A 26059-nucleotide genomic window follows, 5' to 3' on the forward strand; every position below is an offset into this window, starting at 1 on the left:
GCGAATCACCCGCACAATGCCCCCGTTCCGCCCTCGGATACACCGCAAGGCGTTGCGGCGAGGCGGAACCGGCGCTGGTGGTGATGAGGCTACGCAACCTTTCATCGCCGGGGTCTGGCAGCGATCTCCCCGGTGGCAACGGGTGAGGGGATAGCGCCGGTTTCGGACCGGCTGGCGCAATCTTCTCCATGTTCGATCCGGCCTGACGCTTGCGCTTTGCGAATGCCTGACGGGTTCGTAAAGCGTCTGCATCAGTCCGGTTTGTGCGCCACCGGGCGTACCGACAGCCCTCCACCTATGGTCGAACGCGACCGGATGGCGGAACGGCGAAAGTCAGGCGGTACACAGGAACACGCTGCATCTGCCCTGTGCCAGAGATGGTGCGGACGGATCGCGAGGGACAGCATCGGCCTAGTGGCAGATGCACACCTTGCGGAAAACGGATCGCTTGTGCCCGCGCCTCGATCAATCGGCGCGGATGTCAGGCGAAGGCAGGTGTGGCCGAACTGGCAGGCGATATCCCAAAGGGGTGTCGCCGCCCGGAATGGGGAAGGGTTGGATCTTGGTCATGTCCGACCGGTTTTCCGGCAAGGTTCGCCCTCGCCATCCGGGATCAGCCAGCCGTGGCAAGAGATCGTGGGCGGACATAAACCGCTGAACGGGGCGCTGAAAGGTGCCAACACTTAAACTACCCAACGAGGCAACTTCCAGCGCCCCGTCCGAAATACCCATGGCCGCAAACGGCGATGGTCAGAACTGAGAAGATCAAGCCACGGGCAGAACATGCCGCGTGAACGGCGAAGCTTGGCTAAAAGCTCGCCGCGATTTTTGATAGCTTGAGTTTCATGGAAGGTTGCGGAGAGGCATCATCGCATAAGCTGCGTAGCGCCCTCACAGGCACCAGCAACGCAAGCTCCGCAAATATCGGTCACATCCACCGTGTCGAACGGCAAAACGAGTGACGCCCCACAGACAATCGCCAGCGGGGCGTTACGTCTAAGCGATCTTAAAGGCCAAGGCCTTCAAACAATGCAGTCGAGAGATACCGCTCGGCAAAGGATGGAATGATGACAACGATCGTCTTGCCCGCATTTTCTTCGCGGGCCCCAACTTTGATGGCGGCAGCAAGGGAAGCACCGGAGGAGATGCCGACCGGCACGCCTTCCAGGCGGGCGACGAGACGTGCGGTCTCGAAGGCCTCTTCATTGCTGATCGTCACGATTTCATCATAGACTTTTGTGTCGAGAACGGCTGGCGCAAAGCCCGCGCCAATGCCTTGAATCTTGTGCGGACCGGGTGTGCCGCCCGACAGAACCGGGCTGTCGGCAGGCTCGACCGCTACCACCTTCACCTCAGGCTTGCGCTGCTTCAAGACCTGGCCCACACCGGTAATCGTGCCGCCCGTGCCAATGCCGGAAATGAAGATGTCCACGCCACCATCGGTGTCGTTCCAGATCTCTTCTGCCGTCGTCTTGCGGTGAATATCGGGGTTGGCGGGGTTTTCGAACTGTTGCGGAATAACGGCGTCTGGAATGGTCGCAGCCAGCTCATGCGCTCTGGCAATCGCACCCTTCATGCCCTTCGGCCCCTCGGTCAGAACCAGCTCGGCACCCAGCAGCGCCAGCATCTTGCGGCGCTCGATGGACATGGTTTCCGGCATGGTCAGGATCAGCTTGTAACCCTTGGCGGCTGCGGCAAAGGCCAGTGCGATGCCGGTATTGCCGGATGTGGGTTCCACCAGCGTCGTCTTGCCGGGGATGATCTTGCCTTCAGCTTCCAGCGCTTCGATCATGGCAACCCCGATACGGTCCTTAACGGAGGCAATCGGGTTGAAGAATTCAAGCTTGGCCAGAATGGTCGCTTTGACGCCCTTTTCCCGCGCCAGCTTGTCGAGCCGCACCAGCGGCGTATCGCCTACCGTTTCGGTAATCGAGGAATAGATCCGTCCGCGTCCGGGTTTTCTGGCTTCAGACATGGCATGCTCCCAAAGTGCAAATGGTCGAGAATTTTGCCCAGAATAGGGAAATTGACCTGACGACGCTAGAGAATGGGAGTGCTTATATTGGCTTGCGTCCAGCATGGCATTCTACAATTTCTGGTACTTGTAGAATGATTGCCTCAAGTCGCCCGGGTTGCGATCATGGCGGCTGTCGCAGCCAGAATGCCGGCAGCCGTGCGGTTGAGGATTTGAAGCGCACTGGGCCGCTTCAAGAGCGCCCGGGCCTTGGAGGCCAGCAGAATATAGGGAATGAGCACCGCCATCAGCACAACAAACGTCACCGCCAGCAGGGTGACATACTCCGTGCTGCCGATGAGGCGGATATCGATCAGCGTGGGCACCAGCGCCACATAAAACAGCATGGTCTTGGGGTTGCTAAGCGTAATCAACAGGCCCGCCAGGAAGGACATGCCGATGCTCGTGCTTTTCTTGGCCTGAAGATCCTGCGGCAAAAGCCCTGCCGTCCAGAGCTTCCAAGCAATGTAAAGAAGATAGGCAGCGCCCGCGATCTTCAGGACCATGAAGGCTTCCTGAAAGGTCTGCGCAACGAAGGCGAGGCCAAGAATGACGGCGGTCAGATAGACCATGTCACCCAGCACCAGTCCCAGCCCCATGAAAAAGGTTTCGCGAAAACCGGAGCCCAGCGCCCGCGCCACAATCGCCGTCATGCCCGGCCCCGGTATGGCGGCGGCGATGAAGAGGGCGGTTGCATAGGCAAGGAGGGTGGCGGTGCTCACGAACATATCCTTCAGATGACAATGACCTGATATAGCACGAAGCCCGTTTGTGAAAAGTGCAAATGCTGGAATGCACAAAGCCCGCACAAGCCGGGCTTTGCTTATCGAATGCTTGGCGAGATTACATGAACGGACGGTCCGGCATGTCGTCGATGCTGATGACGCCGTCGGTGTTCTTGTCCAGACGGGCAAACATCTTTTCGCCGGCGGCTGTATATTCAGCCTTGCTGATCTGGCCGTTGCCATCGGTATCGACCATGGCGAACATCGCGTTCATCCGGCCACCGGGACGCTTGCCGCCTTCGCGTCCCTCGTGCTTGCGGCCTTCATGGCCCTTGCCGTCGCGCTCTGCATGCTCAGGTCCAGCCTTCTTGCCTTCACGACCTTCCATCTTTTCACGCTCTGGACGCGGATTGGCGGCACGGAACTCATCCATCCGGGCTTTGCGGAAGTCCCGCATTTCCTTCGGCGTCACAGTGCCATCCTTGTCGGCGTCAATCTGTGTGAACAACGCGTCCTGACGTGCGGCAAACTCTTCCTTGGAAATCTTGCCGTCCTTGTTCGTATCAGCCGTCTTCAGCAGATAGACATAGGCCAGTTCAGGGCGCATCGGCGGGCCGTCCTTGCCAGGGCCACGCGGTGCTGCCATGGACATCGGGGCTGTGGTGCCCAGCACCAAAGCTGCGCCGAGAGCGGTGAGGGCGAATTTTCTGATTGTCATGGTCTATACCTTTCAAATGCTGTCCCTGGTTGAAAGGTAGTGATCTCATTCCACTTCCGCTACTTAAACATCAGTAATGTGGATGACAAATCGGTAACCTCTAACATTCATGTGCCGGGCAGCGCTTTCAGAAAACCGGTCAGATCATCGGTCACGAAATCAATGTGGTCGTCGCTGGTCGCAGGAATTTCCCAGCGCTCCATGACAATGCCTTCCAGATTGCGCGGCACCAGAAGCACCGTCTTCATGCCCAGAGCCTTCGGCGCCGTCAGGTTGCGCGGCAGGTCCTCGAACATGGCGGCCTTGGTCGTGTCCAGCTTGGCGAGGGCGGCGAACTTCTCGTAGGTCGCGCTGGCGGGCTTTGGCAGGTAGTCGGCAGCGACAATGTCAAAGATGTCCTCGAAATGGTCGAGAATGCCCAGCGCACCGGCAGCCGCCTGCGCATGCGGCACGCTGCCATTGGTCAAAATGAACTTGCGCCCCGGCAAGGCCTTGATCGCTTCGCCCAAATCCGGGTTTGGCAGCAGGGCTGAGTAATCGATGGCGTGGGCGCGCTCCAGAAACGCATCCGGATCGACGCCATAATGGATCATCAGGCCCTGAAGTGTGGTGCCGTGCTCGTGATAATACTGCTTTTGCAGCTTGCGCGCCTCGTCGGGCTCCAGCTGCAAAAGCTCGGCCACATAGGCCGTCATGTTTTTGTCGATCTGGGAAAACAGGTTTATCTCATGCGGATAAAGCGTGTTGTCGAGATCGAAGACCCACTCAGTCACATGGGAAAATTCGGCGGGGTTCGGTGCGTTTTTCGGTTTCGTGCTCATGGGCCTGTTATGCCCTGTCGCCAGCCCAAAGAAAATCGAAAAGGCGACACTTACGCCATTTTCCGGGCTTTGGGGCGTCAGTGCGGGCGTGATAACCAAAGGCATGGAACTCTGGATACCCATCACCATCGCCGCCGCATTCATGCAGAACCTGCGCTCTGCATTGCAAAAGCAATTGCAGGGGTCGCTCGGCACCCGCGGCGCAAGCTTCGTTCGCTTCGGATACGGTTTTCCGATTGCCATTGCCTATGTGCTGTTTCTGCATCTGGGAATGGGCGAGATGTTGCCAAGCTTCACCCCAGGCTTTTTCCTGTGGGCTGTCGTCGGTGGATTGGCACAAATCTATGCGACGATGATGCTGGTGCATCTGTTTTCGCTGCGTAATTTCGCAGTCGGCACGGCCTATTCCAAAACGGAGCCGGTGCAGGCAGCCTTGTTCGGCTTTGTCATTTTGGGCGAAAAGCTCAATGCCGGTGCCATCGGCGCCATTTTGGTCGGCGTCCTTGGTGTGATGACGATTTCCGTGGCGCGGATGCCACTATCCTGGCGAAACACTTTGACGGCGATGACCAGCCGCACGGCGTTGATCGGAATTGCATCAGGCGGCATGTTCGGCATTTCAGCCGTGGCTTACCGAAGCGCATCCCTGTCGCTTGAGGGGGCAGGGCCGATCGTGTCTGCGGCCGTGACGCTCGCATGCGTCACCATGTTTCAGACCGCATACATGCTGGTCTGGATGGCGTGGAAAGACAGATCCGAGATCGTGCAGGTGCTGGTGACGTGGCGCTCATCAGCGCTGGTTGGCATTGCCGGGGTAATCGGTTCTGCCTGCTGGTTCACAGCCATGACGCTGCAACAGGTGGCCTATGTGCGCGCGCTTGGCCAGATCGAATTGGTCTTTACCTTCATGGCGTCATGGTTCCTGTTTCGTGAACGGGTCAACGCCATGGAACTTGCAGGATGCCTGCTGATTGTCAGCGGCATCCTGGGATTGCTGTTCTCTTAAATCAGGGAACGATGAGCGTTCCGGCACCTTCGGTGAAGATTTCCAACAGAACCGAGTGGGCCGTCTTGCCATTGAGAATGACAACGCCCTGAACGCCCGCCTTGATGGCTTCGATGCAGGTCTCGACCTTGGGGATCATGCCACCGGAAATCGTGCCATCCTTGATGAGCGCCCGCGCCTGGGAAACCGTCAGCTCCTTGATGAGCTCCTTGTTCTTGTCGAGAACGCCTTCGACGTCCGTCAGGAACAGCAGGCGGGTGGCGTGCAGCGCACCGGCAATGGCACCTGCGAAGGTATCGGCGTTGATGTTGTAGGTCGCGCCATCGCGTCCCGGAGCAACCGGCGCAATCACCGGGATCATTTCTGACTTGGCCAGAAGGTCGAGCAGGGTACGGTCGACTTCAACGACTTCACCCACGAAGCCGAGGTCGAGAACGCGCTCGATATTGCTGTCGGGATCGATGACGGTCTTCTTTGCCTTTTCGGCGAAGACCATGTTGCCATCCTTGCCGCACAGGCCAATGGCCCATTCGCCGGTCTGGTTGATGAGGGCGACGATCTCCTTGTTGATCGAGCCTGCCAGAACCATCTCAACGATTTCGACTGTCTTGGCGTCGGTGACGCGCAGGCCACCTTCGAACTTTGATTCGATGCCCATCTTGCTCAGCATCGCGCCGATCTGCGGTCCGCCGCCGTGGACGACGATGGGGTTGATGCCGGACTGCTTGAGAAGGGCGATATCCTCGGCAAAGGCCTTGCCCAGGCTCGAATCGCCCATGGCATGCCCGCCATATTTCACCACGATGGTCTTGTTTTCGTATTTTTGCATGAAGGGCAGGGCCTGCGCCAGAAGCCGGGCCTGCATTTCGCTTTCGGAAGACGCCATGGGAAAGATCCTCGTCGTTGATTGTCGCGCTTTTAGCCCAAGTTTTTGACAGATGAAACAACGCAGAGCCGATCGCTTGCAGAAAATTCAAACCCGGCCTCGTTCCGGCAAGCCAATCTGATTGACAACATTCACCAATCGGCACAGCTTAACAGATGGAGGCCATGGGTGCGTCGGGTGGAGAGAGCCGAAGCAGTGCCATGATATCGATTTTGCATGACAGCGGGGAGTTGTTTGGCGAATGACCTTGCCAGATCGGGAGAAACGGAGCGGTTTGAACGACGAGGTGCTGGCGGGCGAATATGTGCTCGGCGCATTGAGTGAGGCCGCGAATACTGAGCTTGCCAAACGCATCAAGACAGACCGCCAGTTTGCCGCTACCGTGCGCCGCTGGCAGGACAATCTTTCCCAGACCCAGCAAAACGACCAGCGCGCTTACTCAGCCTATGGCGCCATCGCCGGGCGCGATAGCGCAAGGCGAACGCAGCGGCGGCATAACGGCCTGTCGGGCATCCTAAGGCTGTTCGCAGGGCTGTGGGCCTCGGTCAGCTTCTGGCGCCTGCTGGCGGTGGCGTCACTTGTGTGGGTGTCTTTTTTGCTGGCATGAACGCAGTGCTATCGCGCAAAAAAAGAGGTGCGACTTGCGCACCTCCTTGGGATCTTACTTGCCTGCGATTTTACTTGATGCCGACGGTCTTGCAGATTTCTGCACGGACGTCATCGAGACCGGAGGTTTTCTCCGAAGATGTCGCCAGAACTTCCGGATAAGCCGCTGGACGCTTGCGGATTTTTTCCAACGTTTCATTGATGACGCGTGGAACGCCTACATCCTTGATCTTGTCGGTCTTGGTCAACACGATCTGGTAGGAGATCGCGGCCTTGTCGAGAATTTTCAGAACATCTTCGTCATTGGCCTTGATGCCATGGCGCGAGTCGATGAGCAGGTAAACGCGCTTCAAGGTGGCGCGACCACGCAGATAATCGAACACCAGCTTCGTCCAGGCATCCACATGGTCCTTGGGAGCCTGCGCATAGCCGTAACCGGGCATGTCCACAAGCGCCATCGGAGGCATATCGCCCGGCTCTCCGGAAAAGCCCTCAGGAACGAAGTAGTTCAGTTCCTGCGTGCGGCCCGGCGTGTTGGACGTGCGCGCCAGCCCTTTGTGGCCGACGAGCGCGTTGATGAGCGAAGACTTGCCAACGTTGGAACGTCCGGCAAAGGCGATTTCAGGCGGACCTTCGGGCGGCAGGAACTTCATGGCGGGAACGCCACGAATGAAAATCCAGGGCCGTCCGAAGAGCGGCTTTTCCGTTGCCGGTTGGCCGCCTTTGATTTCGCTGGTCATTTGGTTTCCACCGGCTTTCGTTTGAACAGGCTCTTGAGGTTGTCAAACAGCTCAATCTTGGCGCCGTGGCGCTTCATGATGAGGGCCTGCTGGGAGATGGAGAGCGTGTTGTTCCAGGCCCAGTAGATGACGAGACCGGCAGGGAACGAGGCCAGCATGAAGGTGAAGATCAGCGGCATCCAGGTGAAGATCATCGCCTGGGTCGGATCTGGAGGCGTCGGGTTCATACGCATCTGCATGAACATGGTGATGCCCATAATGATTGGCCAGACGCCGATCATGAGGAAGTGCGGAACATCGTAAGGCAGGAGGCCGAACAGGTTGAACAGCGAGGTCGGATCCGGCGCAGAAAGGTCGTGAATCCAGCCGAAGAACGGCGCATGCCGCATTTCGATGGTGACGTAAATGACCTTGTAGAGCGCGAAGAAGACCGGGATCTGCAACAGCATCGGCCAGCAACCGGCCACCGGATTGATCTTCTCTTCCTTGTAGAGCGCCATCATCGCCTGCTGCATGGCCATGCGGTCATCGCCATGCTTGGCTTTGAGCTCTTCCATTTTCGGCTGCATGCGCTTCATGTTGGCCATGGAAGCGTACTGCTTGCTGGCCAGCGGGAAGAACAGAAGCTTGACGACGATGGTGGTCATGAGAATGGCCACGCCGAAGTTGCCAAAGTAACGGAAGAAGAAATCCATCAGTTTGAACATCGGCTTGGTGATGAAGTAGAACCAGCCCCAGTCGATCAGGCGGTCGAACTTCGGAATGCTGTACTGCGTCTCATAGCGGTCAACCAGCGGAACTTCCTTGGCGCCTGCAAAGACGAGGTTCTTCAGTTCGATGGACTGACCCGGTGCCACAGTCATGGCATCGCTGCGGTAGTCGGCCTGATAGCGCGGCTGACCGTCTGTGAAGTGCGAGTAGCGCGTTTCAACCGCAACATTCTGCGGGGGAACGATGGCTGCCGCCCAGTACTTATCGGTGATGCCAAGCCAGCCGCCCATAGCCTTTGGCAGCGTAACAGGCTTTTCCTCGATGTTCTTGTAGGTGTCTTCCGTCAGGCCCGCTTCTGTGCCAGCCACGCCCAGGAAGCCTTCGTGAATAACGAAGACGGCAGGCGTTGTCGGCTTGTTGTTGCGCGTGATGCGGCCATAGGTCGAGAAGGACACTGGCGCCTGGCCGGGGTTCTCGATCTTGTCCGTGACGGTGATCATGTAGTGATCGTCAATTGCGAGCGTGCGCGTGAAGACAACGCCGACATCATTGGTAAAGGTCAGCGTAACAGGCGTCGTCTCGGTCAGCTTTGCGCCCTGAGGTGCAGTCCAGACCGTGGAAGGGCCGGGAGCGGAACCTGCGGTGGCTTCGCCCGCGATATAGCCAAGCTCTGTGAAATAGCCGTCACGGGTGTCGGACGGAGAAAACAGCGTGATCAGCGGGCTCGAATCGTCAACCGTCTCATGGTATTCCTTGAGGCGGATATCATCCAGACGTGCGCCGGTGAGGCTGATGGAGCCCTGAACGGCGTTGGTGTCGATTTCGATGCGCTGCGATTTCGTCAGCGATTCCTCGCGAGAAACTGTGGCTGCCTGCTGGCCGGTGGCGCCGGGCAATGTGCCTGCTGGAGCGGCGGCCGTGCCGGGTGCTGCATTGGTCGTTGTTGTCTGCTGCGTGGCCTGCTGCGCCTGTCTCGCCTCTTCAGCGCGGCGCTGCTGCTCTATGCGCGGATTCATGTAGAGGAACTGCCAGGCAAGCACGATGACAACCGAAAGGCCTATCGCGATAAAGTAGTTGCGGTTTTTTTCCATCATTCTTTCCTGGAGCGGGTCTCCCGGGGGCGTCCGGCTTTCGCTCGTCCTTCGATCCGCTCTGTGAGCAAGTGTTCCAGTACGGCGAATTCGGTTTTCAGTACGTCCCTTCGGGCGACAATCACATAGTCATGTCCGGGTTTCATTGCAAACCCTGCGGAGTGCCTGACGGCTTCTCTCAAGCGGCGGCGCATACGATTGCGTTCAACCGCATTGCCTTGGCGTTTTGTGACCGTAAAACCGACCCTGGGCTCGGTTTCCGGCTGTTTACGATCCAGCACTTCCAGAAGAAATGTGCTGCCTCGCCTCTTTTCTCCTGCCTGAACAGCAAGAAACTCCGGTCGGTTTTTCAACCGACCGGGTATTTTTTTCTCATGCGTCATGTGCCACGACTTTCATCGGGCTGTGGCCGGTTTAGGCCGAGAGACGGGCGCGGCCGCGTGTGCGGCGAGCGGCCAGAACCTTGCGACCGCCGGCAGTTGCCATGCGGGAACGGAAACCATGACGACGCTTGCGAACAAGCTTGGATGGCTGGAAAGTACGCTTAGACATTTATTTAATACCGCGGGGTGCGGCCCTTCTTGACTTTGCCCCTTATGGGACAAGAGCGTTTCGTTTTTCGCCCGGGAATGATTGCACAAGCGGCAAACGCCCAGACGTGCGGGCTTATAAGGGCTTAAGCGCCATAAAGTCAATTGCTGAACAGCATCCTCCCTGGAGCGTGTAGGGCTTGAAGGGAGGAGCCAGCATCATGCGCCTGGGTGTGCTTGACTAAAATCACAACCGGAAGTGGAGTTCTCGTATAGTATTCGAAATCCTTTTTTAATGGAAACTGATTAAACGTTGTCATGCTGAACTATCTTCGCGGAGGCGTTTCTTAGCTTTCTGGGGAGTGGGGTCTGAAAGGGGAGTAGAAAGTGAAAATACGCGGTAAGATCAATCTTCTGGTGGGGCTTTTGAGCCTTGTTGCTTGCACCATCGGCGGCCTGGCGATTTATGCAGTTAGAGAATATCACACGCAGACAATTGCATTGGATGCCGTTGCTGACCGCGCACTTCATGGTGAGAAATTGAACCGTCTGGTCACGGCGGTTGTTATGGAATCTCGCGGCGTCTATGGCGCCAAGGACATTGCCGCCGCTTCAAAGTTTGCCGATGGCATCGTGAAGAATCTTGATGATATGAGCAAATTGCTGGACGCCTGGAAGCCACAGGTGCCCGCAGAGCAGGCCGCACAATTCGCCAACCTCGAAAAACGCTTTGCCGAATTCCGCACCTTCCGCACGGAAACGGCGCGACTTGGCCGCGAAGTCAGCCCGCAGGATGCCAATACCCAGGGCAACAATGAAGCGAACCGCGAAAACCGGAAGGCCTATCAGGCCGAGATCGACGCCGTGGTCAAGAATGACCTCAAGTCGCTGGATGCCGTCAAGGCTGAGATCGAGGCCTTCAGCCAGTTCATCTTTCTCGTCGTTGCCTTTGTAACGGTGGCCGGAGTAGCGGCTGGCGCTGCCTTTGGTGTCTATATTGCATCCAAAGAACTCAGCGGTCCTATTCTCAAAGTATCCAACGTGATGAACGCCGTTGCCGAAGGCGATCTGAACACGGCTGTGCCCTATCTCGACCGCAAGGATGAGATTGGCGAAATGGCGGCTGCCGTTGAAGTGTTCAAGCGCAACGGGCAAGAAGCGCGCCGCAAGACTTCGCAGGAAATGTCCATGCGCGCCAACAGCGACGAGTTGCAGGCCAGCATGGCTGATATCGTCAGCGCCGCAGCGGCTGGGGACTTCACGTCGCGCATCAACAAGGACTATGGTGACGAGGCTCTCAACCGCTTCGCGCAGAACATCAACGCGCTGATGGAGAGCGTCGATCGCGGCGTGACGGAAACCGGCCGCGTGATCGAAAGCCTGGCCAATGGCGACCTGACCCAGACCATGAACGGCAATTTCCATGGCGTGTTTGCGAAGCTTCAGGCCAATGTCAACGAGACATTTGACAAGCTGAAGGACACGATGTCCGAAGTTCGCGGCAGCACGGGCAGCATCAACGGCAATGCCAATGAATTGCGCTCTGCCGCCAATGATCTGTCCAAGCGCACCGAGCAGCAGGCTGCAGCTCTGGAGGAAACCTCCGCCGCGCTGGACCAGATTACCGCCGTTGTTCGCAACTCGACCGACCGCGCGCAGGAGGCCAGCTCCATGGTGACCGAGACCAAGGAAAAGACAGCGCAGTCTGCCAAGGTCGTGGGTGAAGCAGTGTCTGCGATGGGACGCATCGAGCAGGCGTCGAAAGAAATCAGCCAGATCATCAATGTCATCGATGAGATTGCTTTCCAGACCAACCTTCTGGCCCTGAATGCCGGTGTTGAAGCCGCGCGTGCAGGCGAAGCCGGCAAGGGCTTTGCGGTTGTGGCGCAGGAAGTGCGTGAGCTTGCTCAGCGTTCTGCCAACGCAGCGAAAGACATCAAGGCCCTGATTACGAAGTCTGGCGAGGAAGTGGGCAAGGGCGTGACGCTCGTTCAGCGCACGGGCGAAGTGCTCAGCGAAATCGAGACCCGCGTTCTCAGCATCAACGACCACATCCATTCCATCGCGGCTTCTGCGAAAGAGCAGTCGACTGGCCTCAATGAAGTCAACCTTGCCATCAACCAGATGGATCAGGTTACGCAGCGCAATGCTGCGATGGTGGAAGAAACCTCTGCGGCGACCCATAAGCTCAGCAGCGAAGCGGAAAGCCTTGTTTCGCTGGTCGGACGGTTCCGTCTGGGTGACGAGGGTGGCCAGATGGCGTCCTACTCGGCTCAGCCTTCCCGCCCTGCCGCTGCAACGCCTCGTTCCGCACCGGTTGCATCGCCCGTTCGCAAGATGATGGGCAATGTTGCCCGCGCCTTCAGCGGCAATACGGCAGTCGCACAATCCCGCGACGAATGGCAGGAATTCTAAGAGCTGCTGCCAACTCTGTAAAATTCAAAAACCCGCCGGGCAACCGGCGGGTTTTGTGTTTGAAGGCTCGTTACGCTGCGGCTTGCGCAGGGTCCAGACCGTCAATGCCGTCCTGACGGTCATAGGCTGCCTGATCCAGAATGCCCTGACGCTTTGCCACGATGGTGGGGATCAAAGCCTGACCCGCAACATTGACGGCGGTGCGTCCCATATCGAGGATAGGATCGACCGCCAGCAACAGGCCAACACCTTGCAGCGGCAGACCGAGCGTTGAGAGCGTCAGCGTCAACATGACGGTTGCGCCAGTCAGACCCGCTGTTGCTGCCGAACCCAGCACGGAGACGAAGGCGATCAGAACATATTCCTGAATGCCAAGCGGCACGCCGTAGAACTGGGCGACGAAGATCGCCGAGATCGCCGGATAGATCGCAGCACATCCATCCATCTTGGTGGTTGCGCCCAGCGGCACGGCAAAGGCTGCATATTCACGCGGCACGCCGAGATTGCGCTCGGTGACCTGCTCGGTCACCGGCAGCGTGCCGATGGAGGAGCGGGACACGAAGGCGAGCTGGATAGCTGGCCATGCGCCTGCAAAGAACCGTACCGGGTTGAGGCCATTCAGGGTGAGGATAACAGGGTAGACCACAAACAGCACAAGAGCGAGGCCGATATAGATGGCCGCCGAGTACCAGCCGAGCGAGGCGAGAGCCTCCCAGCCATAGACCGCAACTGCGTTGCCCAGCAGGCCAATGGTGCCGATGGGTGTGAGGCGGATGACCCACCACAGGATCTTGCGGGTAATGGCCAGGAGCGAGCGGTTGAAGGCGAGAAACGGCTCTGCCTTTTCACCCACCTGCAAGGCAGCGATACCGACCGCGATCGAAATCACCAGAATTTGCAGGACGTTGAAGTTGAGCGCGGTAGTGGCACCGCCCTGTGTAATCTTGGTGGATGCCTGAAGGCCGAGCAGGTTGGCAGGGATAAGCCCTTTGAGGAAATCAAGCCACGAGCCTGTGCTGGATGGAACCGCAGCAGCGGTCACCGCTACGCCCGAATTGATGCCGGGCTGGATGACGAGACCCAGCGTGATGCCGATCAGAACCGCAATCAGCGCCGTGATCGCAAACCACAACAGCGTCTGCCAGACAAGGCGGGCCGCATTGTTCAGCTCACGCAAATTGGCAATGGAAGCCACAATCGCCGTGAAGATCAGAAGCGGCACCAAGGCCCGCAAAAGCTGCACGAAGATCGTTCCGATGGTGGCCAGCGTCTGCACCAGCCAGTTCGGCCCTGCCTCGGTCGCGCCCATCTGGCGGGCGATATAACCCAGCACCAGACCGACGACCATGGCGGCAAAAACCTGAAAGCCGAAAGACGTATAAAACGGCCTTTGAGCCGTTGAGGAAGAAGAGGACATGTTTGCATTCCATAATAGCGCGACGACCGCAGCAGCGGCTTAACGCATAAAGGGGAGGGATGATCCCATTTTCCGCGTATTCAACACGATATCAACGAATGAGATTGCGCGGGAGGTGGAATTCTTAGTTTTCCATGCCTGCGGCCGATCATTACGCTCAGGTGAATTTTGCGGGTCCGAGCCAGTAGCTCAGGACAGCGGTCGACCAAGCAGAGGTGGAAGCGTAGCGCTCTGACTACGGCATATCCTCCATCTGCTATCCATAGATGGACCGCGCAAAATCAATGATTGCCGTGCTGACCTCGAGAGGCTTTTCCTGGGGTGCCCAGTGGCCGCACTCGGATAGGGTGAGGCTCTGCTTCAGGTTCGGAACCAGCGCTGGCATCGCATGGATCATCTCTCTCATGCCGGGAATGCTCAATCCCACATCCTGCTCGCCCACCATAAAGACGGCGGGAACAGTGACCTGTAAGCCGCTGAGAGAACGCTGAAGGCTCCAGTTGGCGTCGAGATTGCGATAGTAGTTAAGCCCGCCGCCAAACCCGGTCCGGCTGAAGGTTTCGACATAATGGGCGAGGTCTGCCTCACTCAACCAGTGGGGAAGTGTTTCGGGTGTTGGCAATGGTGCCAGAAACCCGTCTTTACGCGAGACCATGCTGAAGGGGTTCGGCGTTCCGTCGCTTGGCTGCCGAGGTCCCGCCTCTCGTGATGCTGAGAACAGGATCTTGCGCAGAGTCGCATCGACGTCGCGTTCCAGTTCCGCCTCTGCAATGCCCGGCTGTTGGAAATACAGCGTATAGAACAAAGCATCGTCCGTCTGCGGAAAGAATGTCGTCGGCGGGGCGGGCGGCGCACCCATCATCGGAACGCCGATCGCGACAACGCCCTTAAACCTGTCGGGCCGCATCAGTGCTGCTTGCCAGGCAATGGTGCTGCCCCAGTCGTTCCCGACGATGATGGCGTCGTCATAGCCAAGTGCATCGAGAAGGCCCACAAGGTCTCCAACAAGATCGAAGATTGAGTATCGATGAATATCGACTGGTTTTTCGGTCTCCCCGTAGCCCCGCATGTCTGGCGCGATGGCATGAAATCCTGATGCCGCCAGCGCGACAAGCTGGTGGCGCCAAGCGTACGACGTTTCTGGAAACCCGTGAGCGAAAAGGACCGCTGGGCCATTGCCCTGCTCTTCGATGTGCATGGAAAGGCCATTGGCAATCAGTTTGCGAGACGACATCACGTACTCCTCTACTATTCCGCAACAAGGTATGTTACAGATAGAGCAACGTCAAGTTTCCGAAACATGTAAAGTTACGCAATGTCAGATACCAGACTCTCCCGAATGCTTCACGTTCTACTTCATATGCATCTGCTGGGCGGCAGCGAGACGTCGGAAACCATTGCGAAGATGCTGAACACCAATCCGGTTGTCGTGCGCCGGACGATGGCGGCCTTGAAGGAAAAAGGCATCGTGACCTCTGCCGGGGGACGAAGCGGAGGCTGGCGGTTCGCCAAGGCCGTGGACGAAATCACGGTGGAGCAGGTTCACGATGCCCTACTCACCGGATCGTCGTTTTCTCTGGGACTTTCTAAGGACCACAGCACCTGCCCTGTGGAAGGTGCCGTAAACCTGTTTCTGGATCAGGCCATGGCCGACGCGGAAAAAACCCTTCGGCTACGGTTTTCGGGGACGACCATCAAGGACCTCGCGAGTCCATTTTTACGCGATAATGGCTGACATTGGCTGTCGCTGAGCAGCTACCACCGCCGCTGGCCGTCATCGGACCTTCCGCCATCATGCCAATGGTCATAATAGCGCATGGCGGTGTCCTGTGCGGTTCCCAGCACTGCCGGGTTTTGCCAGACCATCATGCCGCCGATGACGACGGCGGCGAGAAGCGCAATTCCGATCAGCTTGCGCACCAAGAACATCACTAGCCAGATGGCGATGACCGCAAAAACGGCCATGACCAGCATGGAGCCGACGTCTTCAGGAATATAGGCCTCAAAGATTTCCATGGTCGCTTATAGAGGGAGTGTTTTGGCCGAAGAAAGGCAGAGCGGGGAAACGCTGGGCCAAAACCGGCGAAACATCTGCCTAAAGCCCGATTTCCTCAGCCCAAGGCGGGTTAGCGCCTGCGCGTGACACCGTCACAGCAGCAGCCTTTGCGCCGAGTCCGAGTGCCTTGGTGATCTGCTCCTCGGTCAAGGCGGCGACTTGTGGCTTGGTGAGCAGGCCCTGGAGTTTCAGCGAGGCGAGGATGCCGGCGTCGAAGGTGTCGCCTGCGCCGACGGTATCGACGACATCGACGCGCTCGCTTGGCACTTCCACGCGAAGGTTGGATGTATAGCCGACCGCGCCTTCTGCGCCGCGCGTGACGACCACTAGCTTGGCGCCGTGGTGCAGCCAGTGGCGGGCCAGCGTGTCTTCATCGCCTTCCAGACCGAACCATGCCAGATCCTCATCCGAGAACTTGACGATGTCAGACTTGGCGGCCATGCGGTTGATGCGGTCGAGGTGTTTCTGCTTGTCCTTGATGAAGCCGGGGCGGATGTTGGGGTCGAGCGAGATAACACGCTTTTCGTGTTCGCGCATCAAAAGTGCCTCATAGGTGCCGCCGCAAGGCTCTGGAATGAGGCTGATGGCGCCGAAATGCATGGCCTCGCAATCGGGGCCGATATTGGGCAGATCGCTTTCAGACAGCATCCGCAACGCCGTGCCTTCATCGTAAAAGGCGTATGTCGCGTGGCCGTCCACCAGCTTGACGAAGGCAATGGTGGAGGGGCGGTTGGAGAAAGCGCAGAGGCTGTAATCCACATTGCTGGCCTTCAGCGTGTCTTTCAGGATCTCGCCCATCATGTCATCGGCGATGCCGCAGAAGAAGGCGGAGGGAACACCGAGACGACCCAGCGCGATGGCCGTGTTGAAGACCGCCCCGCCCGCATAGGGCGCAAAACCGGCTTCGCCCTTCGTGGTTTCACGCGGCAGCATGTCGATCAGGGCTTCACCACAACACAGGATCATCCGGTTTTCCTCCGTACCAAAAACTAAATCGATTTAAACAACTTCGCCCGACTTTTCCAGTCGCCTTGAAGCTGAAAATGTTTCGCCAGAAAAGATCAGGATTGCGGCAATTCGCTGACCCCGCCGCGGGCGGCAGACCATGGCAGCGGATTGTCGAGGAAGGCTTCAACTTCCGACAGGGTCTTGTCATCGAACAGCTTTTCGGCGCGTGCGACGGCCAGAACATCGCGCCATGTGCTGAGGTAATGCAGCTTCACATTGCCGTTGGCAAAGCGTGCTTCGGCTTCCTGGAAGATGCCATAGTAGAACAGGGCGATGCCGTGATCGACAACGCCACCGGCCGCGCGGATGGCTTCGATGAAGGTGAACATGGAGCCGCCAGCCGTTGTCAGGTCTTCGATGACCAGCACGCGCGCGCCTTCGGGCATGTGGCCTTCGATCTGCGCATTGCGGCCATGGCCTTTGGGCTTCTTGCGGCAATAGATCATCGGCAGGCCAAGGCGTTCCGCCAGAAATGCGGCGAAAGGAATGCCTGCGGTTTCGCCACCGGCCACGCAATCGAATTTTTCAAAACCGGCATCTGCCACGATTTTCGCGGCTGCGAAATCCATGACGGTGGAGCGAATGCGCGGATAGGAAATCAGCTTGCGCATGTCGATATAGACAGGGCTCTTCATGCCCGATGCGAATGTGTAGGGGCTTTCCGAATTGAAATGAACCGCCTTGATCTCCCACAGCATCTTCGCGACAAGTTCTGCCACCAGGGCGCGATCCGTGAATGTGAATGTGGACATCGGGCGTTTCCTCTTTGATCAGGTGCTACATAGAAAAACTGCCGGACGAACCGGCAGTGATTTTGAAAATTCAGGCGACATCCCAATGCAACGGGAACATGGGGTCAAATACGGTCACCGGGCCAGCGCCCGTTTCGATCTTTTCCGGGAAGCTGACCGACTCATCGCGCTTGATGAGCGTGATGGTCTCCTCGTTCGGGGCAAGGCCGTACCAGGCGGGGCCGCTGAGCGAGGTGAAGGCTTCCAGCTTGTCCAGCGCATTGTCCTGCTCGAATACATGGGCAAGGCAGCTCATAGTGTTGATGGAGGTGTAGATGCCCGCACAGCCGCAGGCGCATTCCTTCAACGGGTCCACATGCGGGGCAGAATCCGTGCCGAGGAAAAATCTGCTGTCGCCGGATGTGGCGGCAGCGCGCAGCGCCAAGCGGTGCTCTTCGCGCTTGGCAACCGGAAGGCAGTAATAATGCGGCTTGATACCGCCGACCAGAATGGCGTTGCGGTTGATGATGAGGTGATGGGTGGTGATGGTGCCTGCGAGATTGGCCTTGGATGACTTGATGTAATCCACGCCGTCCTGTGTCGTCACATGCTCCATCGTCACCTTCAACTCGGGCAAGCGCTTTCGCAGCGGCTCCAAAACCGTTTCGATGAACACCTTCTCGCGGTCGAAAATATCCACTTCGGGCGTCGTGACTTCTCCGTGGACGCAGAGGGGCAGGCCGATCTTCGCCATGCGCTCCAGCACCGGCATGGCCTTGTCCATATCCCTGACGCCGCCATGGGAATTGGTGGTGGCACCGGCGGGGTAAAGCTTGACCGCATGGATGAGGCCACTCGTCTTGCCCTGTTCCACATCATCAGGGCTGGTGTGTTCGGTCAGGTACAGCGTCATCAGCGGTTGGAAGCGGTCACCTGCGGGAATAGTCTTGGTGATGCGCTCTTTGTAAGCGATGGCATCTGCTGTCGTAACGACAGGCGGAACGAGGTTCGGCATGATGATGGCGCGGGCGAAATGGCGGCTGGTATCGCCAATCACGCCTTCCAGCATTGCGCCATCGCGCAAATGCAGGTGCCAGTCATCAGGGCGGCGAAGGGTGATCGACTTCATCGTAAAACCTCTGGATCATGCTGGAATTACGCCCGTTTAGCACCATTCCATGGAAGAAAACAACGTCCAGGACGCGTTTTTCCAACCCGTAACGGGTTAAATCGCGCCCGCCTGCGGACCCCAGACATCGGTCATGGCAAAGCCATCTGCCAGCGGATCATTGGGATCAAGCCAGACCTGGTGCATGCCGAAGGTAAAGCCGCGCCCGGCAATGGTGGGAATGACAGCTGGCTTGCCAGCGACCTCGGTAACGGCTGACAACCCCACCTCGAACTGCGTGCCGATGATGGAGCGCGATGTATAGCTATCGCCAACCTTCACCTTGCCGCGCGCATGCAGCGTGGCGAGATTGGCCGAGTTGCCGGTGCCGCAGGGCGAGCGATCCGCACGGCCCGGCCACATGGTGGTGCAGGTGCGGAAGGTGCCATCGGCCTCGGTATCGCGGAACATCACATAGGCAACGCCCGAAATGGCGGGAATTTCCGGATGCACGACGGGCAAGTCGCGGTTGACGATGTCTTTCAGCACCATGCCTGCGGCGACAAGCTTTGCCGCATTGGCCTTGTCTATGGTGAGGCCGATCTGGCCCACGTCAACGAGGGCATAAAAAATGCCGCCATAGGCGATATCCATGCGGATGCGGCCCCAGTCCGGCGTGTCGATCTCAACATCCAGTTCATGCACGAAGGATGGCACCATGGTCAGCGTCACCTTTTCGCAGCGCCCATCGCGGCAGGTGGCGGTGGCCTTGACCAGACCGGCCGCCGTTTCCAGCATGACGATGGTTTCCGGCTCCTTCATCTCCACCATGCCGCTTTCCAAAAGGGCTGTGGTGGCGCAGATGGAGTTGGAGCCGGAGCTTGCATGCGCCTGATCCGGCTGGAGAATGACGAAGGCGGCATCCGCATCCGGGTGTTTGGGCGGCAGAAGAAGGTTGACGGAGCCAATGGGCGCGCCGCGCGGTTCCAGCGTCAGGAAGCGCCGGAGTTCTTCGCCCTTCGGATCGGTGTTGAGCCAATGAAGCTGCTCGGCCACCGTGCTGCCCGGAATTTTCGGAACGCCGCCGGTTGCAACGCGCCCGATTTCACCTTCGCAATGAACATCGAGAAGCTGAAGGGTACGTCTGAAGCGCATGGCGATCACTCCGGCAGGAATTGAGATGTACGCTCATAGCGCATAAAATACTGTTTGTATATTATGCGCTCAGCGATCCCGGCATTCAGAATTGCCTCGGTTGACAGACAGGTTGCAATCATCAGATCGCCGCGTGCCGGTGTTTTGCCCTTGCGGATCGATGACGCTGGTTGCCGTATCGCCCACGGAGCCAACGGTGTTGCCGACGGAGCGGCCGAGGCGCTCGACCTGGCGGCCATAGTTCTCGCGGGTTCGCGGATCGAAGACGGCAATGGGCGCGCTGACGACGACGCTGGCCGCCGTGCCGACGGTCTGGGCGGCGCCGATACCGACTGCGCCAATAGCCTCACCCAGGCCGACATCGGAATCCGTCACCGTCTGCCCGTCGATCAGCCGGCCGCCGATAAGGCGCACGACTTCCGGGCTTTCGGCAAATTTGCCATGGTTGAGGCGATCGCCGGATTTCAGCTTGGTGAGATCAAGAACGGTGATGCCAGCACTTTCCAGCTGGCTGCGATAGGGTTCAGCGGCAGGGTCGATCTGGCCGAGGCGGTCGACATTGCCGGAGATGCGGCGCGACAGGCTGAGCGCCCTGTCATCCTGAGAGACGAACAGCGTGAACTTGGGCTTGTCCGCGCCAAGGCTTGCATATTGACGTGCAAACACATCGACATCGAGATCTGGTGCGGCCAGAATGACATTGTTGATCTTGGGATAGACCCGGCCGTGGCGGATGGCCATCTGGCGCAGGGACTCCACCGCAAGCCACGTTCCCATGGAATGGGCCATGATGGTCACGTCGCTGACGGCATTGTCTTTTGCCAGCCGCGTCAGCATTTCTTCCAGCGCATCGCGGGAATAATTGGTGCTTTCCTTGTCGTAATTGTAATCGAACACACTGGCGCGGGACGGCCAGGTGAAGACAACAGGCATCACATCCGACCCGGAATCATGGACGATCTGCGCAAAGCGGTAGACCGATTCCTCATAGCGATTGTTGAAGCCATGCACGAAGACGAGAACACGCTTGTTCTTCAGGCTGTTGCGCTTGATCCAGCTTTGGGTGTCGGGATCGTTCTTCAAGGGTTCAACGGAAACGGTGGTGAAGCTCTTCAACGGATCGGCGGGAAGCTTCTTCGGCCACTGCACCTGGCCGACCGTGCGGTTGGCTTCGGGCGGAATGGAAACGGAGATGGCATCGACCTTCAGCCCTGTTCCGCGCTCGCCTCCGAAGAGAATGGCTTTGTCCTCAGACGGCGCCCGGGTTGTTGCCACCAGCAGATTGACCGCAGAGGTGCCCTGCACGCGCTCGCCCGTGGGCGTCATGACGCCAATGGGCCGACCGCCGCAACTGGCGAGAAAGGCAAGCAGGGTGACGAAAGCGACAAGCCTTGCGACCATTCCGATACTCCAGGAACAGGGCAAAGGCTCTCTCGCCACAATGACGATCTGGAGCCTTGGCCTTTATCGTTTCCCTTATTGCAGAACAGCCCGCCATAGGCCAGCCGCAAGCCGGAATTGACGATTGCTATTCGCGGACGGTGTGTCGCGAACGCCTCAGCACAACATCCGCACCAGACGTTACTCTCCGAAGATTTCCGTCGGTATGATGCCATTGTGCGGCGTTTCCAGCCGCGGCCGATTGGAAATCTTGTAGAGCGGATTGTCGCATTCGGGGTTGGAAAACAGCGTGTTGGAGTCCCAATGCCCGGGCTCGATAAAGCGGGCGGTTCCAACGGTCGTTCGCAGGAAATAGTAGAGCATGTGAAGGTTGGTGCGCCTCGCCAGCTGGCACATGATCGTGGCATTGTAAAAATCACTCATGGCCTTACGGCCGATAATGTGGACCGCATCGCCCACACGGTTGTGGTCCCGCCAGCCCTGTAAGGTTTCCTTCCAGCTGAAATAAACGCTCAAATCATCAAGCTGCACGTTCCAGTCGTCGAAATTCTTTTTGAAGTCGAGATCGAAGCGCGAGACGATGAGCGTGTCGAAATCATCATTGTCGAACACATGCTTGAGACCCTGTTTCAGGGTTTCAATCTGCGTGCTGCCTTCCGCATCGAGCGGAATCATCTCGCAGGGCCCGATGAGTTCCTTCAGTTCTTCGAGCACAGGGCTGTCATAGGTGGCGAGGTAGAGCTTGGTATCCGGGTATTTCAACCGGATCGGCAGCAGGAACTTTTCCATCAGCGACGCGGCATTCTCACGCGCATCCATGGGGAAGCCGAACCGGTCCTTTTCGAGAAAATGGTGGCCGCGCAACAGGATAGCTATTTTCATAGAGGCCTCGATATATCTGACAATTGTTTCATGACGAGCGTGAGAAGGGTTGGTTCACCCGCTCAGTAAAAAAGGAAAGGAGCGCGGTCTTCGGCACGGCACGCCATCATGATTTCACATCCCTCACATCCGTCACGCCATGGATGGCGACACGCAGCGACTGGGCAAGCACGCCATTAAAAAGCGGACACACGAAAAACAGGTCGCGATGGGTCTGCGTTGCGGCATTGTCCAATGCATGCGCGACGGCGCGCAGGAAGATCGAACCGCTTTTGAACACGTAGGTGCCAGCCGACGCTTCGTTTGAGATGACCTTTTTCTCAGCGGCTTCGACCACCACGCCATCGGCGTCTCTGCGCAGGTAGCTGTAGATCGGATTGGAGCTGGTAAAGGTCAGGGCAATGCCGCCATCGCCGGAGTTTTCATTGAAATGGCGCGCTGGATCAAGATCGGTCGTGTAGATGATATCGGCCAGATCCACCATCAAGGGTCTGTTATCGGCGCCCATCTGGAGGGTGGCCCCGGCCAGACTGCTCAGCGCCGCACCGGCGGTGAAACGCGACAGGAAGACGGTGCTGCAACCGGGATACCAGGATTGCAGCTGCTGTTCTGCGAAAGCACGGGTCTCTGCACGGTCATGCAGAACGAATGTGTAATCGCTGGGCGCGGCGAGGGGCGCCCAGGGCCGCCCCATCAATGTTGCCCGCAGAAACGGCTCGGCATCACCAATATCCTTCAGCGCCTTGATCTCTCCGTCCGCAGACACGAAATCCGGTCCGGCCATCGGTACGATGATGTTGAAGCCCCCGCCTGCCATCGACCGTCAGCCAGCCATCGCCATCGGCGCATCCGCCGAGACGGGAGCGCCGGTTTCGGTGAGGAATGCGGTCAGGTCTTCAGGCGTTCCTAGACCCTTCATGGCATCGCTGGCGACTTCATAGACGCCGATCTTCGCACCATTGCGGATCATGTAATTATAGGTCGGGCAGGTATAGAACTCGTTGTTGACGCGCTCATTGGCCGCGATCATGTCAATGGCGGCGCGAACGAAGTCCGAGCCCCGGCGGAAGAGATAGATACCAACGGTCGCCAGATCGGAAATCGGCTTTTTCTCTGCGACCTCGACCACGAGCCCTTTCTCATCGACCCGTGCGAAAGACCATTTCGGGTCCATGGCGACATCACGAAACACCAGAATGGAGCCGTCCAACTTACGGTCTATACAATCCTTCACAAAGGCTGTGCAGTCGAAATCGACCCACTGGTCGGAATTGGCCACAAGCAGCGGCTGGTCGTTGTCGAATGTGCTGCGGGCCAGCAGCAGCGTGCAGGCCGTGCCTTCCGTCAGGCGGTCAACGGTGCGAATGGCCACACCGATTTCATTCAGCCGCCGCACATCTGCATCACAGGACTTGATGTGCTCGGCACGCAGCAGAACCGTGGTGCTGGCATTGGGCGGGCAGACATTGCCGATCACATGCTCCAGCATCATCCGCCCATCAACGTCGATGAAGGGCTTGGGCTTGCGCCAATTCTGCTTGGCAAAACGGCTTCCTTCACCTGCAGCAGGAATGAGGACGTTAATCGGTGCGTCGTCGCCGGGGTGATCGCGCAGGCTCATGGCGAGCTCGGTCGTGGCAAATTCGGCAATCTTTTCCGGGGAATAGAAGCTGTAATATTTGGACGCATCAATCTTCGCATACGCAACATTCACATCCTGAAGAATGATCTGGTTGAGTGCTGCGGAAATGTAATAGAGGCCATCAACCTCGTCGCCGCTTAGGATGGCGCGGCGCGCGGCGTCGAAGAAATCGCCCGCCCGCTGGAAATAGTAGAAGCCGGCAATGGCGATATCTGAAACGACACGCTTTTCTGCCGCCTGCGCAACACGCCCCTGCTCGTCAGGAACGATGTAGCACCAGCGCGGATGGACAGATCGGAAGGTGATGACGCCGGATGCGACATCGTCTTGGCGGAATTTTTCAAGGATATCCATGAGCGGCACATCGATGATCTGATCGCTGTTGCAGATGACCAGCGGCTGCTCCATGTCCAGTTCGTCGCCCGCCAGAAGGGCAGAGCATAGCCCGCCCTTGGTCTCGCCAATGCGCTGAATGACCTTGGTGTGCGGCCCGCCAATGATCTTCAGCGTTTCATCCAGCGAAAAGCGCCGCGCATCGTCGCCAGAGATGATGAAGCAGAAGCGGGCATCCGCTATCGTCGACTTCAACGCCGAGACGACCGTGTCGATCATCGGCTTGCCCGCAATTTCGATCAGCGGCTTTGGAAAGAAATACTCCTGTTCCGGAAAGAACTGGGAGCGGCTGGCGATCGGCATAAGAATCTGCATAGCGAATCCTGACTGATGTTACGCTATCTTGCGCTGATGAGCTTGAGGAGCATCAGCAACGGACTGCGGCGCGGTGTTTGCCGCAGGTGGTGTCTGCGCGCCCTGGGCCAGCAACTGCTTCATCTCGGCAAGCTCGATCTCGCTGATGCGCGCCATGATCCGCTCATAGGTAACATCTGCCGGCGTGCCCACCACAAACACATGCCCACCGCTGGCGCGGGCCGCGCGAATGCCGTGTTCATTGTCTTCGAGAATGAGGCACTCATGCGGCTCGACGCCGAAGCGCTGCATAGCCGAGAGGTACATTTCAGGATCAGGCTTGGCCTTGGCCACGTCTTCATTCGAAATGATCTCGTCAATGAAGGGTGTCAGTGCCGCAAGCTTCATCATCACTTCGATGGAATTGCGGATCGAATTGGAGCAGACGGCGATCTTGCGGCCGCTCTTGTGCAACCGCGACAAGGCCTTCTGATGATGGAAGACCGGCTTGCACCGCAAATGGGTCAGCTCGATCGTGTAATTCTGCTTGAGCGTGTTGATCAGACCGGTCAGGCCGCTCGGCAAACCATGCGCTGCGCTGAGGATCTCCAGCTTGCGGCGTGTGGGCAGACCATCGAAGGTCGACAGATGGGATTCGCGGCTGATCGTATAGCCGAACAGTTCGAGCGCACGGTTCAGCGCCTCGTAGTGCCAATCCTTTGCGTCGATGAGGACGCCATCCATATCGAAGAGAACGGCTTTGATCATGATATTGCACCCTTAAAAAACGACGCCGCCTCATCCGGAAAATCGGTACAAAGCAATATCGACGACATATCCAGCCCGGCCTGATCCTTCAGGGATGCCCAGAAGGCTTCGTGCGGACGCTTGTGAAGTTCCGGAGAGACGATGGCGATCGGCTTGCCAAGAGTCTGCAGCTTGATCGCAGCGTCCACTTGAGGAAAATTGCCGGTGAAATTGTCGAGCCAGATGCCGGAGCAACGATCGGCCAGAGCAGGCTCCGGCTCGTACTCACTGACACGGCTATAGGCGGGCATGTCGGCATTCAGATACCAAAGCGTATCGGGGATAGACATGTCGAAAACGAAATAGGCGCTAACGCCATGGCGAAGCAGCGCAGCCTTGCTCATTGCAGCCAGGCCATCGGATTTGATATTGAGCGCAAGTACACCGGCGCAATGGTTTGCGACGTAGAATTCCAGCAGCCAGTCAAACGGAATGATATCATCAGATGTTTTCGGCGGATCGTGGGAAACGACCAGTTCTCCATCGAGATCGCGGATATCAGTTTCCAGGCCGTAACCGGCCAGAAGTGCGCGTGACAGTGCTTGCCGCGAATTCTTTGGAATATCGCTGTTCCAACTGCCACGGTGCGCAAGGATGTTGCTGGTGGAAAGGTTGCTCATTTTAACGTCCTTGCCACATAGCACCTGCCAAGGAATTGCCACCAGGCATGCTTTGTCGCCGCTTTGATTCGAGTTATTCTAGCGTTATTTAAGGTTGTAGACCTTGCGCCAAGCTTATTGCGGCTGATGACGCCAGTTTAAGACTATTCTTTATTATCAATATTGGTGATGGAGTTGGAGCGCCGAAATATCAAAGGAAATTCAGGGGAGAACTTGCTGCGAACGTCAAATATGCCGTGTGTCGGGCGTAGATGAGCGAGGTGCCTATTCAATAGGACAAGA

26 protein-coding genes are annotated in these 26059 nt (G+C 57.9%); 4 read left to right on the plus strand and 22 right to left on the minus strand.

Annotated features, from left to right (window positions below):
- Positions 1 to 1006: 1006 nt before the first annotated feature.
- The 4 genes from cysK to ACQZ51_RS01495 all read right to left on the minus strand — a co-directional run bounded on the left by cysK (position 1007) and on the right by ACQZ51_RS01495 (position 4278).
- A complete protein-coding gene (cysK, locus tag ACQZ51_RS01480; RefSeq protein WP_448774708.1) occupies positions 1007 to 1975 on the minus strand; it encodes a cysteine synthase A in 969 nt (322 codons plus the stop codon).
- Positions 1976 to 2118: 143 nt separating this feature from the next.
- Positions 2119 to 2736 carry a LysE family translocator gene (locus tag ACQZ51_RS01485; RefSeq protein WP_448774709.1) on the minus strand — a complete coding sequence of 206 codons (618 nt, stop codon included), beginning with the start codon at positions 2734 to 2736 and terminating at the stop codon, positions 2119 to 2121.
- 121 nt (positions 2737 to 2857) lie between these two features.
- The gene (locus tag ACQZ51_RS01490; RefSeq protein ID WP_448774710.1) at positions 2858 to 3457 is read right to left on the minus strand and encodes an EF-hand domain-containing protein; all 600 of its coding nucleotides are present in this window, start codon (positions 3455 to 3457) and stop codon (positions 2858 to 2860) included.
- A 107-nt stretch (positions 3458 to 3564) separates the two neighbouring features.
- Positions 3565 to 4278 (minus strand): pyrimidine 5'-nucleotidase, encoded by a 714-nt coding sequence (locus ACQZ51_RS01495; protein ID WP_448774712.1) that lies wholly within the window; start codon positions 4276 to 4278, stop codon positions 3565 to 3567.
- A gap of 103 nt (positions 4279 to 4381) precedes the next feature.
- On the opposite strand from ACQZ51_RS01495, the gene ACQZ51_RS01500 reads away from it, so the two are divergent.
- The gene (locus tag ACQZ51_RS01500; protein WP_448775714.1) at positions 4382 to 5284 is read left to right on the plus strand and encodes an EamA family transporter; all 903 of its coding nucleotides are present in this window, start codon (positions 4382 to 4384) and stop codon (positions 5282 to 5284) included.
- A 1-nt stretch (position 5285) separates the two neighbouring features.
- Here the strand turns inward: ACQZ51_RS01500 and argB are convergent, their stop codons facing one another.
- On the minus strand, positions 5286 to 6170 hold the full coding sequence (gene argB / locus ACQZ51_RS01505; protein ID WP_042616363.1) for an acetylglutamate kinase: 885 nt from the start codon (positions 6168 to 6170) through the stop codon (positions 5286 to 5288).
- A 241-nt stretch (positions 6171 to 6411) separates the two neighbouring features.
- Between argB and ACQZ51_RS01510 the strand changes: the two genes are divergently transcribed.
- The gene (locus ACQZ51_RS01510) at positions 6412 to 6777 is read left to right on the plus strand and encodes a hypothetical protein (protein ID WP_448774713.1); all 366 of its coding nucleotides are present in this window, start codon (positions 6412 to 6414) and stop codon (positions 6775 to 6777) included.
- 70 nt (positions 6778 to 6847) lie between these two features.
- On the opposite strand, the gene yihA is transcribed toward ACQZ51_RS01510, so the two are convergent.
- Genes yihA through rpmH form a run of 4 tightly spaced genes read right to left on the minus strand, consistent with a single transcriptional unit; the run spans position 6848 to position 9870 of the window.
- Positions 6848 to 7516: a ribosome biogenesis GTP-binding protein YihA/YsxC gene (gene yihA, locus ACQZ51_RS01515; RefSeq protein WP_192063306.1), complete on the minus strand. Its 669-nt coding sequence runs from the start codon at positions 7514 to 7516 to the stop codon at positions 6848 to 6850.
- Positions 7513 to 9318 carry a membrane protein insertase YidC gene (gene yidC / locus ACQZ51_RS01520; RefSeq protein ID WP_243256739.1) on the minus strand — a complete coding sequence of 602 codons (1806 nt, stop codon included), beginning with the start codon at positions 9316 to 9318 and terminating at the stop codon, positions 7513 to 7515. Before yidC ends, yihA begins: the two co-directional genes overlap by 4 nt.
- Positions 9318 to 9701, minus strand: a complete 384-nt coding sequence (gene rnpA, locus ACQZ51_RS01525) for a ribonuclease P protein component (RefSeq protein ID WP_448774714.1) — start codon at positions 9699 to 9701, stop codon at positions 9318 to 9320. The genes yidC and rnpA overlap by 1 nt, the downstream gene beginning before the upstream one ends.
- Positions 9702 to 9732: 31 nt before the next feature.
- Positions 9733 to 9870, minus strand: coding sequence for a 50S ribosomal protein L34 (gene rpmH / locus ACQZ51_RS01530; RefSeq protein ID WP_042616368.1), 138 nt, complete (start codon positions 9868 to 9870; stop codon positions 9733 to 9735).
- A 365-nt stretch (positions 9871 to 10235) separates the two neighbouring features.
- On the opposite strand from rpmH, the gene ACQZ51_RS01535 reads away from it, so the two are divergent.
- Complete coding sequence (locus ACQZ51_RS01535; RefSeq protein WP_448774716.1) at positions 10236 to 12263, plus strand: methyl-accepting chemotaxis protein; 2028 nt, start codon at positions 10236 to 10238, stop codon at positions 12261 to 12263.
- 70 nt (positions 12264 to 12333) lie between these two features.
- Here ACQZ51_RS01535 and ACQZ51_RS01540 read toward each other — a convergent pair whose 3' ends face one another.
- Positions 12334 to 13680 (minus strand): dicarboxylate/amino acid:cation symporter, encoded by a 1347-nt coding sequence (locus ACQZ51_RS01540; protein ID WP_448774718.1) that lies wholly within the window; start codon positions 13678 to 13680, stop codon positions 12334 to 12336.
- A 256-nt stretch (positions 13681 to 13936) separates the two neighbouring features.
- Positions 13937 to 14914, minus strand: coding sequence for an alpha/beta fold hydrolase (locus ACQZ51_RS01545; protein ID WP_448774720.1), 978 nt, complete (start codon positions 14912 to 14914; stop codon positions 13937 to 13939).
- 81 nt (positions 14915 to 14995) lie between these two features.
- On the opposite strand from ACQZ51_RS01545, the gene ACQZ51_RS01550 reads away from it, so the two are divergent.
- Positions 14996 to 15415 carry an Rrf2 family transcriptional regulator gene (locus ACQZ51_RS01550; RefSeq protein WP_448774722.1) on the plus strand — a complete coding sequence of 140 codons (420 nt, stop codon included), beginning with the start codon at positions 14996 to 14998 and terminating at the stop codon, positions 15413 to 15415.
- A 20-nt stretch (positions 15416 to 15435) separates the two neighbouring features.
- On the opposite strand, the gene ACQZ51_RS01555 is transcribed toward ACQZ51_RS01550, so the two are convergent.
- The 11 genes from ACQZ51_RS01555 to ACQZ51_RS01605 all read right to left on the minus strand — a co-directional run bounded on the left by ACQZ51_RS01555 (position 15436) and on the right by ACQZ51_RS01605 (position 25777).
- Positions 15436 to 15696, minus strand: a complete 261-nt coding sequence (locus ACQZ51_RS01555) for a hypothetical protein (protein ID WP_448774724.1) — start codon at positions 15694 to 15696, stop codon at positions 15436 to 15438.
- 79 nt (positions 15697 to 15775) lie between these two features.
- Complete coding sequence (locus ACQZ51_RS01560; protein ID WP_448774726.1) at positions 15776 to 16702, minus strand: carbohydrate kinase family protein; 927 nt, start codon at positions 16700 to 16702, stop codon at positions 15776 to 15778.
- 95 nt (positions 16703 to 16797) lie between these two features.
- On the minus strand, positions 16798 to 17496 hold the full coding sequence (locus tag ACQZ51_RS01565) for an orotate phosphoribosyltransferase (RefSeq protein WP_448774727.1): 699 nt from the start codon (positions 17494 to 17496) through the stop codon (positions 16798 to 16800).
- A 70-nt stretch (positions 17497 to 17566) separates the two neighbouring features.
- Positions 17567 to 18604 (minus strand): dihydroorotase, encoded by a 1038-nt coding sequence (gene pyrC / locus ACQZ51_RS01570; RefSeq protein WP_448774729.1) that lies wholly within the window; start codon positions 18602 to 18604, stop codon positions 17567 to 17569.
- Between the two features lie 96 nt (positions 18605 to 18700).
- Positions 18701 to 19738: a 4-hydroxyproline epimerase gene (locus ACQZ51_RS01575; RefSeq protein WP_448774730.1), complete on the minus strand. Its 1038-nt coding sequence runs from the start codon at positions 19736 to 19738 to the stop codon at positions 18701 to 18703.
- A 69-nt stretch (positions 19739 to 19807) separates the two neighbouring features.
- Positions 19808 to 21139 (minus strand): alpha/beta hydrolase, encoded by a 1332-nt coding sequence (locus ACQZ51_RS01580; protein WP_448774732.1) that lies wholly within the window; start codon positions 21137 to 21139, stop codon positions 19808 to 19810.
- Between the two features lie 180 nt (positions 21140 to 21319).
- Positions 21320 to 22021, minus strand: coding sequence for a hypothetical protein (locus ACQZ51_RS01585; RefSeq protein WP_448774734.1), 702 nt, complete (start codon positions 22019 to 22021; stop codon positions 21320 to 21322).
- A gap of 106 nt (positions 22022 to 22127) precedes the next feature.
- Positions 22128 to 22838 (minus strand): hypothetical protein, encoded by a 711-nt coding sequence (locus tag ACQZ51_RS01590; protein WP_448774735.1) that lies wholly within the window; start codon positions 22836 to 22838, stop codon positions 22128 to 22130.
- A gap of 6 nt (positions 22839 to 22844) precedes the next feature.
- Positions 22845 to 24371: a glycosyltransferase family 2 protein gene (locus ACQZ51_RS01595; RefSeq protein WP_448774736.1), complete on the minus strand. Its 1527-nt coding sequence runs from the start codon at positions 24369 to 24371 to the stop codon at positions 22845 to 22847.
- A gap of 18 nt (positions 24372 to 24389) precedes the next feature.
- Entirely contained in the window at positions 24390 to 25118 is a 729-nt protein-coding gene (locus ACQZ51_RS01600) for an HAD family hydrolase (protein ID WP_448774738.1), read from the minus strand.
- Entirely contained in the window at positions 25115 to 25777 is a 663-nt protein-coding gene (locus tag ACQZ51_RS01605) for a hypothetical protein (protein ID WP_448774740.1), read from the minus strand. Before ACQZ51_RS01605 ends, ACQZ51_RS01600 begins: the two co-directional genes overlap by 4 nt.
- Positions 25778 to 26059: the final 282 nt, after the last annotated feature.

The sequence above is a fragment of the Agrobacterium sp. CG674 genome (assembly GCF_053521645.1).